Annotated in this window: 13 protein-coding genes and 3 pseudogenes; 10 read left to right on the top strand and 6 right to left on the bottom strand. The window is 70.0% G+C overall.

The annotated features are described in order from the left end of the window. From ABT116_RS31060 to ABT116_RS31050, 3 genes and pseudogenes are all read right to left on the bottom strand, one after another. Nucleotides 1-186, bottom strand: a pseudogene (locus ABT116_RS31060) (acyl-CoA dehydrogenase); the annotation flags it as partial. A 7-nt stretch (nucleotides 187-193) separates the two neighbouring features. Next, nucleotides 194-1453 (bottom strand): acyl-CoA dehydrogenase family protein, encoded by a 1260-nt coding sequence (locus tag ABT116_RS31055; RefSeq protein WP_351640630.1) that lies wholly within the window; start codon nucleotides 1451-1453, stop codon nucleotides 194-196. Further along, complete coding sequence (locus ABT116_RS31050) at nucleotides 1453-2310, bottom strand: enoyl-CoA hydratase (protein ID WP_351640627.1); 858 nt, start codon at nucleotides 2308-2310, stop codon at nucleotides 1453-1455. The genes ABT116_RS31055 and ABT116_RS31050 overlap by 1 nt, the downstream gene beginning before the upstream one ends. A 124-nt stretch (nucleotides 2311-2434) precedes the next feature. On the opposite strand from ABT116_RS31050, the gene ABT116_RS31045 reads away from it, so the two are divergent. The 3 genes from ABT116_RS31045 to ABT116_RS31035 are packed head-to-tail and all read left to right on the top strand — an operon-like array spanning nucleotide 2435 to nucleotide 5061. Beyond that, nucleotides 2435-3223 carry an SDR family oxidoreductase gene (locus tag ABT116_RS31045; protein WP_351640625.1) on the top strand — a complete coding sequence of 263 codons (789 nt, stop codon included), beginning with the start codon at nucleotides 2435-2437 and terminating at the stop codon, nucleotides 3221-3223. Nucleotides 3224-3238: 15 nt separating this feature from the next. Beyond that, nucleotides 3239-3865 carry a TetR/AcrR family transcriptional regulator gene (locus ABT116_RS31040; protein WP_502983963.1) on the top strand — a complete coding sequence of 209 codons (627 nt, stop codon included), beginning with the start codon at nucleotides 3239-3241 and terminating at the stop codon, nucleotides 3863-3865. 38 nt (nucleotides 3866-3903) lie between these two features. Continuing rightward, the gene (locus ABT116_RS31035; RefSeq protein WP_351640622.1) at nucleotides 3904-5061 is read left to right on the top strand and encodes an acetyl-CoA C-acetyltransferase; all 1158 of its coding nucleotides are present in this window, start codon (nucleotides 3904-3906) and stop codon (nucleotides 5059-5061) included. A 90-nt stretch (nucleotides 5062-5151) separates the two neighbouring features. Here ABT116_RS31035 and ABT116_RS31030 read toward each other — a convergent pair whose 3' ends face one another. Beyond that, complete coding sequence (locus ABT116_RS31030) at nucleotides 5152-6303, bottom strand: S1 family peptidase (protein WP_351640621.1); 1152 nt, start codon at nucleotides 6301-6303, stop codon at nucleotides 5152-5154. Nucleotides 6304-6557: 254 nt separating this feature from the next. Between ABT116_RS31030 and ABT116_RS31025 the strand changes: the two genes are divergently transcribed. After that, the gene (locus ABT116_RS31025) at nucleotides 6558-7340 is read left to right on the top strand and encodes a TSUP family transporter (RefSeq protein ID WP_351640619.1); all 783 of its coding nucleotides are present in this window, start codon (nucleotides 6558-6560) and stop codon (nucleotides 7338-7340) included. 81 nt (nucleotides 7341-7421) lie between these two features. On the opposite strand, the gene ABT116_RS31020 is transcribed toward ABT116_RS31025, so the two are convergent. Further along, nucleotides 7422-7787 (bottom strand): STAS domain-containing protein, encoded by a 366-nt coding sequence (locus ABT116_RS31020; RefSeq protein ID WP_351640617.1) that lies wholly within the window; start codon nucleotides 7785-7787, stop codon nucleotides 7422-7424. Nucleotides 7788-7914: 127 nt separating this feature from the next. Here ABT116_RS31020 and ABT116_RS31015 point away from each other — a divergent pair. From ABT116_RS31015 to ABT116_RS31005, 3 genes and pseudogenes are all read left to right on the top strand, one after another. Then, nucleotides 7915-8403 (top strand): annotated as a pseudogene (locus tag ABT116_RS31015) (ATP-binding protein); the annotation flags it as partial. 407 nt (nucleotides 8404-8810) lie between these two features. Then, nucleotides 8811-9014 carry a hypothetical protein gene (locus ABT116_RS31010; protein ID WP_351640615.1) on the top strand — a complete coding sequence of 68 codons (204 nt, stop codon included), beginning with the start codon at nucleotides 8811-8813 and terminating at the stop codon, nucleotides 9012-9014. A 63-nt stretch (nucleotides 9015-9077) separates the two neighbouring features. Next, the gene (locus ABT116_RS31005) at nucleotides 9078-9629 is read left to right on the top strand and encodes a hypothetical protein (protein WP_351640613.1); all 552 of its coding nucleotides are present in this window, start codon (nucleotides 9078-9080) and stop codon (nucleotides 9627-9629) included. 8 nt (nucleotides 9630-9637) lie between these two features. On the opposite strand, the pseudogene ABT116_RS50965 reads toward ABT116_RS31005, so the two are convergent. Next, a pseudogene (locus tag ABT116_RS50965) lies at nucleotides 9638-9819 on the bottom strand (IS630 family transposase); the annotation flags it as partial. A gap of 676 nt (nucleotides 9820-10495) precedes the next feature. On the opposite strand from ABT116_RS50965, the gene ABT116_RS30995 reads away from it, so the two are divergent. From ABT116_RS30995 to ABT116_RS30985, 3 genes are all read left to right on the top strand, one after another. Next, the gene (locus tag ABT116_RS30995) at nucleotides 10496-11911 is read left to right on the top strand and encodes a family 2B encapsulin nanocompartment shell protein (RefSeq protein WP_351640611.1); all 1416 of its coding nucleotides are present in this window, start codon (nucleotides 10496-10498) and stop codon (nucleotides 11909-11911) included. 233 nt (nucleotides 11912-12144) lie between these two features. Beyond that, nucleotides 12145-13449, top strand: a complete 1305-nt coding sequence (tcp, locus tag ABT116_RS30990) for a 2-methylisoborneol synthase (protein ID WP_502983964.1) — start codon at nucleotides 12145-12147, stop codon at nucleotides 13447-13449. Between the two features lie 15 nt (nucleotides 13450-13464). Continuing rightward, nucleotides 13465-14340 carry a geranyl diphosphate 2-C-methyltransferase gene (locus ABT116_RS30985; protein ID WP_351640608.1) on the top strand — a complete coding sequence of 292 codons (876 nt, stop codon included), beginning with the start codon at nucleotides 13465-13467 and terminating at the stop codon, nucleotides 14338-14340. Nucleotides 14341-14372 lie beyond the last annotated feature (32 nt).

Here is a 14372-nt window from a genome sequence, read left to right as displayed (position 1 = left end):
CGCACCGAGGACGGCCGGGAGCGGATGGCCCGGGCCATCGACGCGATCCTGGGCCCACACGGCGCGTCCGGGTCCGTGGTCGCCGGCCGCCCAGGACCGTACGACACCGGGTGTGCCGGCGGATCCCAGCAGGCTGTCCAGCGTGCGGGCGAACTCCAGCTGCTCGTCGTCGAGGAGGAAACGCATCACCGCATCACCGGCGTCCCTTCGGCAGCCCGAGCAGCCGCTCGGCGATGATGTCGCGCTGGATCTCGTTGGTGCCGGCGTAGATCGGCCCGGCCAGGGAGAAGGTGTAACCCTCGGCCCAACTGCGGTGCGCCGGTGCCTCCGTGGCCTCGTCGGACAGCTCGCCGTGGGGGCCGAGCAGATCGAGTGCGGTCTCGTGCAGGGCGATGTCCAGCTCGGACCAGAAGACCTTGTTGAGGCTGGCCTCGGCGCCGATCGATCCGCCGGCGGCGATGCGTGAGGCATGGGCGTAGGTGAACAACTGGTAGGCACGCGCGCCGACGACCGCGTCGGCTACCCGGTCGCGCAACGCGGGGCCGTGGGAGCCGGAGCCGGAGACGGCGTCGAATTCGGGACCGGGGCCGGGGCCCGAGCCGGAGTCGCGGCCGGAGCCGGAACGGGGGCCGTGTGCGGGATCGGCGGTGGAGCGCCACAGCGCGGTCAGCCGGTCGGCCGCGGCGGTGAAGCGGCCGGGGCTGCGCAGGGTCAGCCCGCGCTCGTTGCCACTGGTGCTCATCGCCACCCGCCAGCCCTGCCCCGGCTCCCCGATGACGTCCTCGTCCGGCACGAACACGTCGTCGAGGAACAGCTCGGCGAAGGCGGGCTTGCCGTCCAGCCGCCCGATGGGCCGCACGGCCACCCCGTCCGCGTCCAGCGGGAACATCAGGTACGTCAGACCCCGGTGCGCCCGGTCCGCGTCCGGATCGCTGCGGAACAGGCCGAACGCGCGATCGGCGAAGGCCGCCCGGGACGACCACGTCTTCTGGCCGCTGATGCGCCAGCCGCCGTCGGTCCGCACGGCGGTGGACCGCAGCGAGGCCAGATCGGACCCCGCCTCCGGTTCGGACCAGGCCTGTGCCCAGATCACCTCACCGCTCGCCATGGACGGCAGGACCCGCGCACGCTGCTCTTCGGTGCCGTGCTCGAAGAGCGTCGGGGCGAGGAGGTTGATGCCGTTCTGGGAGACCCGGCCGGGCGCGCCGGCCCGGTAGTACTCCTCCTCGAAGATCAGCCACTCCAGCAGGGAGGAGCCCCGGCCGCCGAACCGCTCGGGCCAGGAGACCACCGACCAGCGGCCCGCGAAGAGCGTGCCCTCCCACTCCCGGTGCGCGGCGAACCCCTCCGCGGTCTCCAGCGACGGCAACGGGACGGACGGCACACAGGCGGCCAGCCACTCCCGGGCCTCGGCCCGGAAGGCGTCCTCGGCGGCGGTGAAGTCGAGATCCATCAGCGGCGCGCTTCCTTCATCGCGCGTACGTCCATCCCGCCGAGCGAGTCGTCGCCGGTCTCGACGTTGTGGGCGTGGGCGAGATGGTGCAGCCCGAAGACCGAATCCAGCCCCGCATGCAAGCCCTGGAGGTCCTCGGCCTGGTTGACGGCACGCTTCGTCAGCGCCAGCCCCATCCTGGGCATCGCCGCGATTCGCTCGGCCAGTTCCAGGGTGTGCCCGGTCAGTTCCTCGCGGGGCACGACGCGGTTGACCATGCCGACCTCGTAGGCGCGCCGCGCGCTCATCCGGTCGCCGGTGTAGAGGAACTCCTTGGCGATCCGCGGCGGCATCACCCACGGGTGGGCGAAGTATTCGACTCCCGGAATGCCCATGCGCACCACCGGGTCGGCGAAGAAGGCGTCCTCGGAGGCGACGATCAGGTCGCACACCCATGCCAGCATCAGCCCGCCGGCCACGCACGCGCCCTGCACCGAGGCGATGACCGGCTTGGGCAGTTCGCGCCAGCGTCGGCACATGCCCAGGTACACCTCGGACTCACGGGCGTAACGGCTCTCGGCCCCCGTCTTCTGCGAGTGGTCCCACCACAGTCCGGCCTTGCGGTCGAACGGCAGGTGCGCGTCCCGCTCAGGGGTTCCGATGTCGTGGCCGGCGGAGAAGTGCCTGCCCGCTCCGGCGAGGACCACCACCTTCACCTCGTCGTCGTCCGCCGCACGGTAGAAGGCCCGGTCCAGGGCGTAGGTCATCGCGGAGTTCTGGGCGTTGCGGTACTCGGGCCGGTCCATCGTCACCAGGGCGACGGCTCCCCGGCGCTCGTAATGGACGGGCTCCGGGGGCGCGGGGCGGCCAGTGGACATCGCCTCCTCCTTCCCTAACAAGTGTTTGGTAGGTTAACGTACGAGGCGTCGGCCGTCGAGAGTCGCCCCGGCGCCACAGCCCAGGGAACGGACGTCGGGGGCACGCTGCCCAAGGGAGTACGCCATGACCGCGGCCCCACCGCCGTACCTGCCCGGCCACCACCTGCTCACCGGCCGCACGGCCGTCGTCACCGCCGCCGCGGGCGCCGGGATCGGCGGCGCGACCGCCCGCCGGCTGCTGGAGGAGGGCGCACGGGTCGTGATCTCCGACGCTCACACCCGCCGCCTGAAGGAGTCCGAAGCGGAACTGGCCGCCGAGTTCGGCGCCGGCCGTGTCACCGCACTGCCCTGCGACGTCACGGACGAGGACCAGGTCACCGCGCTGTTCTCGCACACCGAGGAACACCACGGACGCCTGGACATCGTGGTGAACAACGCGGGCCTCGGCGGCACCGCCGACCTCGTCGACATGACCGACGAGCAATGGGGCAAGGTCCTCGACGTCACGCTCAACGGCACCTTCCGCTGCACCCGCGCCGCACTGCGCCGGATGAAAGCCGCGGGCACCGGCGGCGTCGTCGTCAACAACGCCTCGGTGATCGGCTGGCGCGCACAGCAGGGCCAGGCCCACTACGCCGCCGCGAAGGCCGGTGTCATGGCCCTCACCCGCTGTGCCGCGATGGAGGCCGCAGCCTATGGAGTGCGGGTGAACGCCGTCTCCCCGAGCCTGGCCGTGCACCCGCACCTCGCCAAGGTCACCACCCCCGAACTGCTGGAGGAACTGACCGGCCGGGAGGCCTTCGGGCGCTACGCCGAACCGTGGGAGGTGGCCAACGTGATCGTGTTCCTGGCCAGCGGCTACTCGTCGTACCTGACCGGCGAGGTCCTGTCGGTCAGCAGCCAGCACCCGTGAGGCGAGAATGGTCCCGTGCCGAAAAGCAGCAGCAGCGACCACAAGAAGTCCACGGTGAGCCCGCCCGAGCGGCGCGAGGAACTCCTGGCCATCGCGGCCCGGGTGTTCGCCGCGCAGGGCTACAACGCCACCACCGTCCGCAAGATCGCGGACGCGGCGGGGATGCTGGCGGGCAGCCTCTATTACCACTTCGACTCCAAGGAGTCGATGCTGGACGAGATCCTCTCCGGCTTCCTGGACGAGCTCTGGGCCCGGTACGACGCCGTGCTCAGCGGCGGGCTCGGACCCAGGGAAACCCTGGAGGCTCTTGTGACCGAGTCCTTCCGGGAGATCGACCGGCATCTCCACGCGGTCGCCATCTACCAGAGGGAGTCCAAGCACCTCGGCACCCGGCCGCACTTCGCCTACCTCGTCGAGTCGCAGCAGAAGTTCGAGAAGGCGTGGCTGGGCACGCTGGAGCGCGGAGTGGCCGCCAAGGTCTTCCGGCCCGACCTGGACGTACGGCTCACCTACCGCTTCGTTCGCGACACGGTCTGGGTTGCCGCGTCCTGGTACCGGCCCGGCGGCAGGCACAGTCCCGAGGAGATCGCCCGCCAGTACCTGTCGATGGTGCTGGAGGGCATCGCACTGCACGACTCATAGGCAGTCCTGCACATCGCAGACACGGAGAAGGAGACGTCATGGCCGAGGCCTACATCGTCGAAGCGGTGCGCACCCCGGTCGGGCGACGGGGCGGCGGACTGTCCGCCGTCCACCCGGCCGACCTGGGCGCCCATGTGCTGACCGCGCTGATGGAGCGCTCCGGCGTCGACCCGGCCGCCGTCGAGGACGTGGTGTTCGGCTGCCTCGACACCGTCGGCCCGCAGGCCGGTGACATAGCCCGCACCTGCTGGCTGGCCGCCGGACTGCCCGAAGAGGTGCCCGGCGTGACCGTCGACCGCCAGTGCGGCTCCTCGCAGCAGGCCCTGCACTTCGCCGCGCAGGGCGTCCTCTCAGGCACCCAGGACCTGGTCGTCGCCGGCGGCGTGCAGAACATGTCGCAGATCCCCATCGCCTTCGCCACCCGGCAGGCCGCCGCACCGCTGGGTCTGACCGAGGGGCCGTTCGCCGGCTCGGCGGGCTGGCGGGGCCGCTACGGCGACCGGCCGGTCAACCAGTTCCTCGGCGCCGAGGAGATCGCCCGCAAGTGGGACATCTCCCGGGACGCCATGGAGGAGTTCGCGTTCCGCTCCCACCAGCGGGCGATCCGGGCCATCGACGAGGGCCGCTTCGCCCGGGAGACCGTCGCGTACGGCGACGTGGCCCACGACGAGGGGCCGCGCCGCGACACCAGCCCGGAGAAGATGGCGGGACTGCAGCCGCTGGTGGAGGGCGGCCGCCTGACGGCCGCCCTCTCCTCCCAGATCTCCGACGGCGCCTCGGCCATGCTCATCGCGTCGGAACGGGCCGTACGGGAGCACGCTCTGACCCCCAGGGCCCGGGTCCACCACCTCTCCGTACGCGGCGAGGACCCGATCCGCATGCTGACCGCCCCGATCCCGGCCACCGCGTACGCCCTGAAGAAGTCCGGGATGACGCTCGGCGAGATCGACCTGGTCGAGATCAACGAGGCCTTCGCCTCGGTGGTGCTGGCCTGGCTGAAGGAGACCGGCGCCGACCCTGAGAAGGTGAATGCCAACGGCGGCGCCATCGCCCTCGGCCACCCGCTCGGAGCCACCGGAACCCGGCTGATGACCACCCTCCTGCACGAGCTGGAACGCACCGGCGGCCGCTACGGGCTGCAGACGATGTGTGAGGGCGGCGGCCAGGCCAACGTGACCATCATCGAACGCCTTTGACCGAGGCGCAGGCACTTCAGCACAAGCGGCGGTCCGAGCGGGCTCCGGTGGCCGTGCCGTGCCGGGGCCCGCTCGGCGCGCCGATGAGGGTCAGGCGGTATGCAGCGTCAGCCCGTACCGGTTGAGGATCTCGTTGACCGGCTGATGCCAAGTCTCGCCACCACCGGCGCAGTTGCCCCAGCCGCCCGAGGTGACGCCCTGGGCCTGGTCGCCGCTGATGAAGGAACCGCCGGAGTCACCGGGCTCGGCGCAGACGCTCGTCTTCGTCATCTGATGGACGGCGCCCTGGCTGTAGTTCACCGTCTCGTTCTTTGCCAGCACGGTGCCGCAGTGCCAGTGCGTGGTGGAACCGGAACGGCAGACGGAGGCACCCACCGGGGCCTCGGCGGAGCCGCGTACGAGCCGGTCGGGGATCGTGCCCCAGCCCAGCACCACCGGCACGGTCCACCAGCCGCTGCCCACGTTCACCCAGGCGTAGTCGTTGCCCGGGAACGACGACCCCTGGAAGTTGCCGATGTACGACCGGTCCCAGCCGTACACCGCCGCGCTCGGCGAGCCGCAGTGCCCTGCCGTGACGAAGCCCCCGTGCACGGAGAAGCCGATGGAGCAACGGACGTTGCCGGTGTAGTACGGATCGCCGCCCACGGTGCCGGCGGCGAAGGTACGCGGTGCGGCGGGAGTCTGCCGCACCGTCACGGGACCGGCCTGGCGGGCTCGGGAGAGGAAGGCCCGGACATCGTTGTCGTCCCGGTGCGCCTCGACGATGCTGACGACGACCTTGTTGGCCTTCGGGTCCACGTGCCAACTCGCGACTCCGGCGGGCGCGGACAGCGCGTCGATGCTCTCCTTCGCCGCGTCGAGTTGCCGTGCGTCGTACCGCACGAGGCGTACGGTCGCTCCGGTCGCGCGTACCACGTCGGCCTGCGCGGCGCGGGTGACGGCGACGGTGAGTTCGCCGCTGCGGGCGTCGAACCAGGAGCCTGCGTAGGCCGAGCCAGCGGCCTTCCGCGCCTTGCGTTCGACGTCCGTCGCGTTCTTCTCGGCGACCAGGCGCGCTTCGGCCTCGTCCCGGGTCAGCCCCAAGTCGCGCTGCATCGCGGAGAGGAGCCCGGGGGAGGCCGGTGTCCGGGCGGAGCGCACGGGAGTGTCCACGGCGGAGGCCGGCAGGGCGCTCGCGGTCGCCCAGGTGCCGAGCAGGAGGAGTGCGGACAGAGCGGTGCGCAGGGTTGTGGTGCGTCTCAAGGGATGCCCCTTCGTTGTTCCAGCAGGTGGGGGTGGAACAGCAGAGCTTGAGAGCGCTCTCGGATACGCCCGGCAGAGCCTAGCCCGGGATCGGGAAAGGGTCTAGGCCTATCTCCGGCCACCACACGGTGAGGTGGCGCCAGTACCTGCCACGTCGAATGCCCCCCGGCTCCGGAGCTCACGTCGGGGGCGCCGACCACCGCCGCCCGGCCGCACCCGATACTGAACGGAGGCTCGGAAAGGGCGGGAAACGGTTGGACTGGTCGGCATCGCCACTCGCCTTCGCCGCAGGCGCCCTGATCGCGCTGGTCACCGCACCGGTCGGAGTGTCCGGCGCCGTTTTCCTGCTGCCGGTCCAGCTCAGCGTCCTCGGCGTCCCCAGCCCCGCCGTCACCCCCACGAACCTGCTCTACAACGTCGTCGCCGGCCCCGGCGCGCTGCTGCGGTACCGGCGCGAGGGGAACCTCTACGGCCCGCTGACCCGCCGCCTGGTCGCAGGCACGGTGCCCGGCGTCGTCCTCGGCGCCGTCATCCGCGTCTTCGCCATCCCCGGGCCGGGCCTGTTCCGCCTGCTGGTCGCCGCCCTGCTGCTCCCGCTCGGACTCTGGCTGATCACCCGCACGCTCCGCACACCGACCACCGTCACCAGGACCGAGCCCTCACCGCGCACGGTCACCACGTTGGCGCTGGCCGTCGGCACGATCGGCGGCATCTACGGCATCGGCGGCGGCTCCGTCCTCGGACCCATCCTGGTCGGCCGGGGCATGCCCGTCGCCCATGTCGCCCCGGCCGCACTCGCCTCCACGTTCCTGACCTCGCTGGTCGGCGCCGGCACCTACGGACTGCTCGCCCTCACCGGCGGCGACGACATCGCCCCCGACTGGTTTCTCGGACTGGCCTGCGGACTGGGCGGGCTGACAGGCGGCTACCTCGGTGCCCGCCTCCAACCCCGCCTGCCGGAAGGATCTCTCCGCCTCCTGCTGGGCACCCTCGCCGCCACGATCGGCGCACTCTACGCAGCGCAGGCACTCACCTGAACCGCAGCCGGAAGCTGGGCACGGCCGGTGCCGTGCCCTACGCCTGACCGTGCTGCCCGGTGATCCGCCCGCAGGCAGCGGTCAGGCGGTCAGGGCTTGCTCGGTCGTGGGGTGGCAGGGGATGAGCGTGTCGACGCCGACCAGTTGCAGGACGCGCAGGACGGAGTCCTGGGCCCCGGCGATGCGCACCCAGCCGTCTGCGTCGCTCAGCTGCTGGTAGGCCGCGACGAAGACGTTGATGCCGCTGGAGTCCATGAACGTCACCGCGTTCAGATCGGCGACTATCCGCGGCGGCACCGCCCCGCCCTCGGTCTGCAGGGCTTGCCGAAGCACATCCTGGACGTCGTGGTCGATTTCGCCCCGCAGTGTCACGACACGGATGCCCTCGACCGTGCGATGTTCGACGGAGAGCCGTTCTGGCCGGTCCGCTGGTTCGATGTGGGCCACGGTCTCCTCGACTGCGATTTAGGCTTGTCTCCGGTTCAGGACGTGCGCGGATGATTCTGCCCCACCGGCCGCCCGGATGCACCCACGGGATTGTTTCCAACATCACCCGTGCGGCATGCATGCCGACATGGGGGGTAGTCGCGCGCGAAACGGGGGAGTGAGGGCGAGGCCAGTGACAGATGATACCGACGGTGACGGCTGTACAGCACGCGACGAGCACCTGGTGCGCGTCGGCTTCGCCCTGGGCGGCGACGACGGCTGTATCGCAGACGCACGCCAGCACGCGGCCGCCTTCCTCGACCAGGCGGGCGAAGAGTACGGCCTGCTGGTGACGGCGCGCGTGAGGGACCTCACCCAGCTCGTGGTGAGCGAGCTGGTCACCAACGCCTGCAAGTACGCTCCGGGTCCCGTCCTGGTGGAGCTGGGCCTGACCGCCGGCGCCGTGGAAGTGGTCGTATGGGACAGCGATCCCGAGGTCCCGGCGGTCCGGGCCGCGGACCCCGGCAGGATCGGCGGTCACGGCCTGGAGATCGTCAAGGCCGTGTCGGAGGGTCTGTCCGTCGACCGGGAGGCGGTCGGCAAGCGCATCACGGCGCGCATCGCCCTGACCGACCCCTCCGGTGCATCCGGTGCCTCCGGTTCCGAGCCTGCCGTTTCGACGGCTCCCCCAGGGCGAATGGACCCGGATCTGCGCCCGCCTCCCAAGGGGTACGACGGAGCGGCATCTCCCCGGCTGGCCACGATGCCTCTGGACCGCTCACCCCGGCGGGGCCTTCCAGGCGGTGCACCGGCCGGAGAGGCCTGACGAGCCCGACCCGGCGCCATGGAAACGGCCCGCGATCCAACCGCACCACGCCAACAACTCGCCGAACAGCTGTGACACCCGCACGCCCTCCCGGCATCATGGTCGCCATGATTACGCCGAGCACCGACTGGATCACCATCGCGGCCTACGAAAACCTGGGACGCCTCCACCCGATGGCGGCTGCCCGCGCTTGACTGCGTGACCGCGGCGTCGACTGGATGCCGTTCACTTCGGACGAGCTCCGTTGGGACTTGTCCTGCGGCATCGGCCCTGACGGCCACTGGCACGGCTGGTTCAACGTTTCGGTCCACGCCGACGCGCTTCGACGGCTCGGGCTGCATCCCGACCAACCCACCGCTCAGATCACCAGCCCATCCCCGCCCGGCTGGTGGCACGCTGCCGCTGAGCGCAATGCCCGCTAGAGATCTTTAAGGGTGCGGGCTACGGGGTTCTGGTATGTCAGTGGCGCCGATATGTTGCCGAGCATGACAAGTTGGATCGACCGCGGCGTCATAGCGTGGATGGAAGACGGCCCCTACCGGGAAGACGAAACCGTCCTGGTCTACTTCAAGGGGACCGACTTGGCCGGCATGGCCGATGGCCTGTCCGCACAGCACCGGCCGCCGTTCGCCTACGGCAACGACACAGCACCAGGCGACTGGGGCATGCTCGTGCACCACATGTTCAACCCTTCCCGCAACGACTACGACGAGATCGACTACCGGGAGCTGTGCCCACAAGGCGCCGAGCTGATGGTGTTCGTTCCCAACCCGTCCGTTGCCCAGGCCCACAGACCCAAGGCATACCACTACAAGGACGGCCAGCTGTCGTCCTGCATCGACTACGAGGATCCGGACTACGTCGGGGAATATTGGCCCAACAAGATGGCCTCCGTCATCACCGCGGCCGGACTGGATCGTCAGAACGAGACCTACGAGGAGCAGCTGACCCAGCTGATCTGTAACCACTTGGGGCTGCCCGCACTGGATCGCGACACCATCACGGTGGACCGCGATCTGGTGGCCTCCTACTTCTAGGAGAATCTTTACCGAGCTTCCGGAGGTTGGAGGTCGAGCCCGGCCTTGGCGGTGAGTCCCTCGATGAGGCCGGGCCGGTACTGCATCCGTTTGAGCCGGGTCTTCACCAGCGCGGTGAGCTGGTCGAGGCTGTGTTTGGTGAGGTGGCCAGGGACCGTTTCAGGTGCGACCACACGCCCTCGACCGGGTTGCACACCTTGAGTCTCAGCTTGTTCTTCAACCCGCCAACCGTTGGGAGACGTTGAGGGTCTTCTCGCGTCGGACGGTTTTGCCCACGTCGTAGCGGGTGCCCGGACTTTGTTCTGCTTGAGCATGCGGAACGTGTGCTCCAGGTCGAAGCTGAGCAGGAACGCCGACCAGGCGCCGGTCTTGGAGGACCACAGCCACACGGCCGAGGCCGCCCGGTCCTTCGACAGATGCTCGACTTCCAGTCGGATCAACGTGCCCTCGATCAACGGGAGTTTGCCCCCGTGGTCCAGCCAGGATGCCCGGTGGGTCAGCCGCGGATGGACCCGGTCCCATGCCTGCGTGACGGCCCCGGCCTCGCCATCGTGCACAGCGTCGTCCGCACCCACGACGGGACCCTCGACCTCGTCGCTCATTCGGATTCCCGGCACGCCGTAAACATCCCGAGCGGTACCGGGTCATGACACGTAACGGACCGATAAACCGCATTCAAGTGATTGTCACTGCTTCGAGGTAAGCATCTCGTCTCGCTGGTGGATGCGGCCCCCTCAGCGGCTAGCTTTCTGCAGGTGGACGGATTCCCGTGATCCTTCCCGCTCGTTGCCCATTCCTCCCTGTCTCCCGGTCGGCGCACCCGTGTGCACCGGACGACCCGTCGTTGCAAGGAGCACCTGCCCTCGATGACCGTCGACAGCATCCCGGAAGCCCGGACCACGTCCGACCCGCCGCAGCAGTCCCTGAGTACCGCCGCCGCCCGCAACCTCGCCACCACCACCAAGTCCGCCCCGCAGATGCAGGAGATCACCTCCCGCTGGCTGCTGCGGATGCTGCCCTGGGTCGAGGCCGACGGAGGCGCCTACCGGGTCAACCGGCGGTTGCGCCACACCCTCGGCGACGGGCACATCGAGTTCGTCCAGGAAGGCGCCACGGTCCGGGTGATCCCCCGGGAGCTCGGGGAACTGGCCCTGCTGCGCGGCTTCGAGGACACGGACGTCCTCACCGCCCTCGCCGACCGCTGCACGCAGCGCGACTTCGCGGCGGGCGAAGTTCTCGTCGAGCGGGGCAGCCCCGCAGACCGGCTTCACCTGATCGCCCACGGCCGGGTCAGCCAGACCTCGGAGGGCAAATACGGTGGAGAGATCGCCGTCGGGCTGCTCGCGGACGGCGACCACTTCGGTGAGAGCGCCCTGCTGGACTCCGACGCCCGCCACGACTGCACGACCACCGCCGAGACGTCCGGCACCCTCCTCACCCTCACCCGCGCAGACTTCAGCGCAGTCCTGGCCTCCGCACCGAGCCTTCAGGCCCACGTCGACCAGTTCAGCTCCCGCACGCGGCTGCGGCAGAACAAGCACGGCGAGGCCGAGATCGCCCTGTCGGCCGGTCACGTCGGCGAAGCCGAACTGCCCGGCACCTTCGTCGACTACGACCTGAAGCCGCGCGAGTACGAGCTCTCCGTCGCACAGACCGTTCTGAGGATCCACACCCGGGTCGCCGACCTCTACAACGATCCGATGAACCAGAGCGAGGAGCAACTGAGGCTCACCGTAGAGGCCTTGCGCGAGCGCCAGGAACACGAGCTGATCAACAACCGCGAGTTCGGGCTCCTCCACAACGCCGACTTCAAGCAGCGCATACAGCCCCGCTCCGGCCCGCCGACCCCGGACGACATGGACGATCTGCTCTGCCGCCGCCGCGGCACCAAGATGTTCCTCGCCCACCCCAGGACCATCGCCGCCATCGGACGCGGCTTCAACGCCTGCGGCCTCTACCCCGACCATGTGGACCTCGGCGGGCAATCCGTCCCCGCCTGGCGCGGTGTCCCCATCCTGCCCTGCAACAAGATCCCGATCAGCAAGGAACAGACCAGCTCCATCATCGCGATGCGCACCGGCGAGAAGAACCAGGGAGTCATCGGCCTGAGGCAGACCGGACTGCCGGACGAGTACGAACCGGGGCTCTCCGTGCGGTTCATGGGCATCAACGAACAGGCGATCACCTCCTACCTCGTCAGCACCTACTACTCCGCCGCGGTGCTCCTGCCCGACGCCCTCGGAGTGATGGAGAACGTGCAGATCGCGCCCAGGCCACGCTGAAGCCCTGATCCGCGGCAGGTGCACGCCTGTCGCCCTCACCTGCCACGGAGCGCCCACCCCACCGCAGCAAGGAGCCGCCGATGCCCGACTCCGGGCCCCTCGGAACATCCTCACCTGAGCGACGGCCGACATCGCCCACCGCCTTGCCGGACGCGCCCACCCCATCGGCCCCCGACCGTCAGATCACACCCACTGCCCGGCACTTTCTGTCCGCGCTGCATCCGCCGGTCACGATCCCCGGCCCGCCAACGCCACCGCCCTCGACGGCCGCCTCCGCAGTGTCGGCCGTGCCTGACACGGCTGTTGTCGGATCCGCGGTACCGGACACGTCTGGGGTGGTGGCTGCTGTCGGATCCGCGGTACCGGACGCGTCCGGGGCGGCCGCGGCCGGTCCCGCCGTACCGGTCACGTCTGGCGCTGCCGCGGCCGAGGCAGTCTCCGCGCTCCAGCGGATCCTGCGCGGACCGACTGGGCCGGGCACGAGCTCGCTCTCCTTGGCGAGCAGGTACACACCCACCCTCCCGGATCCGGCGCCCCCGGCCCCCGCCGAGCCCGCCGCGGGACAAGCCGTCCCCGGCCTCTACTACCACCCCGTCCCGGAGCCGGACCCCGTACGCGTCGAGGAGGTCAGCCGCCGGATCAAGGCCTGGGCCGAGGACGAGGTCCAGCTCTACCCCGAGGAGTGGGAGGGGCAGTTCGACGGCTTCTCCGTCGGCCGGTACATGGTCGCCTGCCATCCCGACGCGCCGACGGTCGACCACCTGATGCTCGCCACACGGCTGATGGTCGCGGAGAACGCGGTGGACGACTGCTACTGCGAGGACCACGGCGGGTCACCCGTCGGACTCGGCGGGCGCCTCCTGCTCGCGCACACCGCACTCGACCACTTCCACACCACCGCGGAGTACACGCCGGCGTGGCAGGAGTCGCTCACCTCGGACTCCCCGCGCCGGGCGTACCGCAGCGCGATGGACTACTTCGTCCGTGCCGCCACCCACTCCCAGGCCGACCGCTACCGGCACGACATGGCCCGGCTGCACATGGGCTACCTCGCCGAGGCCGCCTGGGCACAGACCGATCACGTCCCGGAGGTGTGGGAGTACCTGGCGATGCGCCAGTTCAACAACTTCCGCCCCTGCCCCACGATCACCGACACCGTCGGCGGCTATGAACTGCCCGCGGACCTGCATGCCCGGCCGGACATGCAGCGGGTCATCGCCCTGGCCGGCAACGCGACCACCATCGTCAACGACCTCTACTCGTACACGAAGGAACTCAACAGCCCTGGCCGCCACCTGAACCTGCCCGTGGTGATCGCCGAACGCGAGCAGCTCTGTGAACGCGACGCCTATCTGAAGGCAGTCGAGGTCCACAACGAACTCCAGCACGCCTTCGAGGCCGCCGCGGCCGACCTCGCGGAGGCCTGCCCCCTGCCCCCCGTGCTGCGCTTCCTCAAGGGCGTGGCCGCGTGGGTCGACGGCAACCACGACTGGCACCGCACCAACACCTACCGCTACAGCCTGCCCGACTTCTGGTAAGGAACGGACATCTCTGTGACCACTGAAACGACCTCCCCCCTCTCAGCGAAGATCCCGGCTCCGGCGACGCCGTACCAGGGGGACATCGCCCGCTACTGGAACAACGAGGCGCGGCCGGTCAACCTCCGTCTCGGTGACGTGGACGGGCTCTACCACCACCACTACGGCATCGGCGCCGTGGACCGGGCAGCGCTCGGCGACCCGGCCCACAGCGAGTACGAGAAGAAGCTCATCGCGGAGCTGCACCGGCTGGAGTCGGCACAGGCGGAGTTCCTCATGGACCACCTCGGCACGGTCGGGCCCGACGACACTCTCGTCGACGCCGGCTGCGGGCGCGGCGGGTCCATGGTCATGGCCCACCGCCGCTTCGGCTGCAAGGTCGAGGGCGTCACCCTGTCCGCCACCCAGGCAGACTTCGGCAACAGGCGCGCGCGAGAACTGCGGATCGGGGACCACGTCCGCTCCCGCGTGTGCAACATGCTCGACACGCCCTTCGACAAGGGCAGCGTCACCGCCTCGTGGAACAACGAGTCGACGATGTACGTCGACCTGCACGACCTGTTCGCCGAGCACTCCCGCTTCCTCAAGGTGGGCGGCCGGTACGTGACCATCACCGGCTGCTGGAACCCCCGCTACGGCCAGCCGTCGAAGTGGGTCTCCCAGATCAACGCCCACTTCGAGTGCAACATCCACTCCCGCCGCGAGTATCTGCGCGCCATGGCCGACAACCGGCTGGTGCCGCAGACCATCGTCGACCTCACTGCGGACACGCTGCCCTACTGGGAGCTGCGGGCCACGTCCTCGCTGGTCACCGGGATCGAGAAGGCGTTCATCGAGTCCTACCGGGACGGCTCCTTCCAGTACGTCCTGATCGCGGCCGACCGCGTGTGAGCCGACCTCGCGGGGCCGGGGCCGTCTGTACG

The sequence above is a fragment of the Streptomyces sp. NPDC002130 genome (genome assembly GCF_040296465.1).
Lineage (GTDB): Bacteria > Actinomycetota > Actinomycetes > Streptomycetales > Streptomycetaceae > Streptomyces.
The sequence above is the reverse complement of the archived record's forward strand: the minus strand, read 5'-3'. Positions and strand labels throughout refer to the sequence as shown.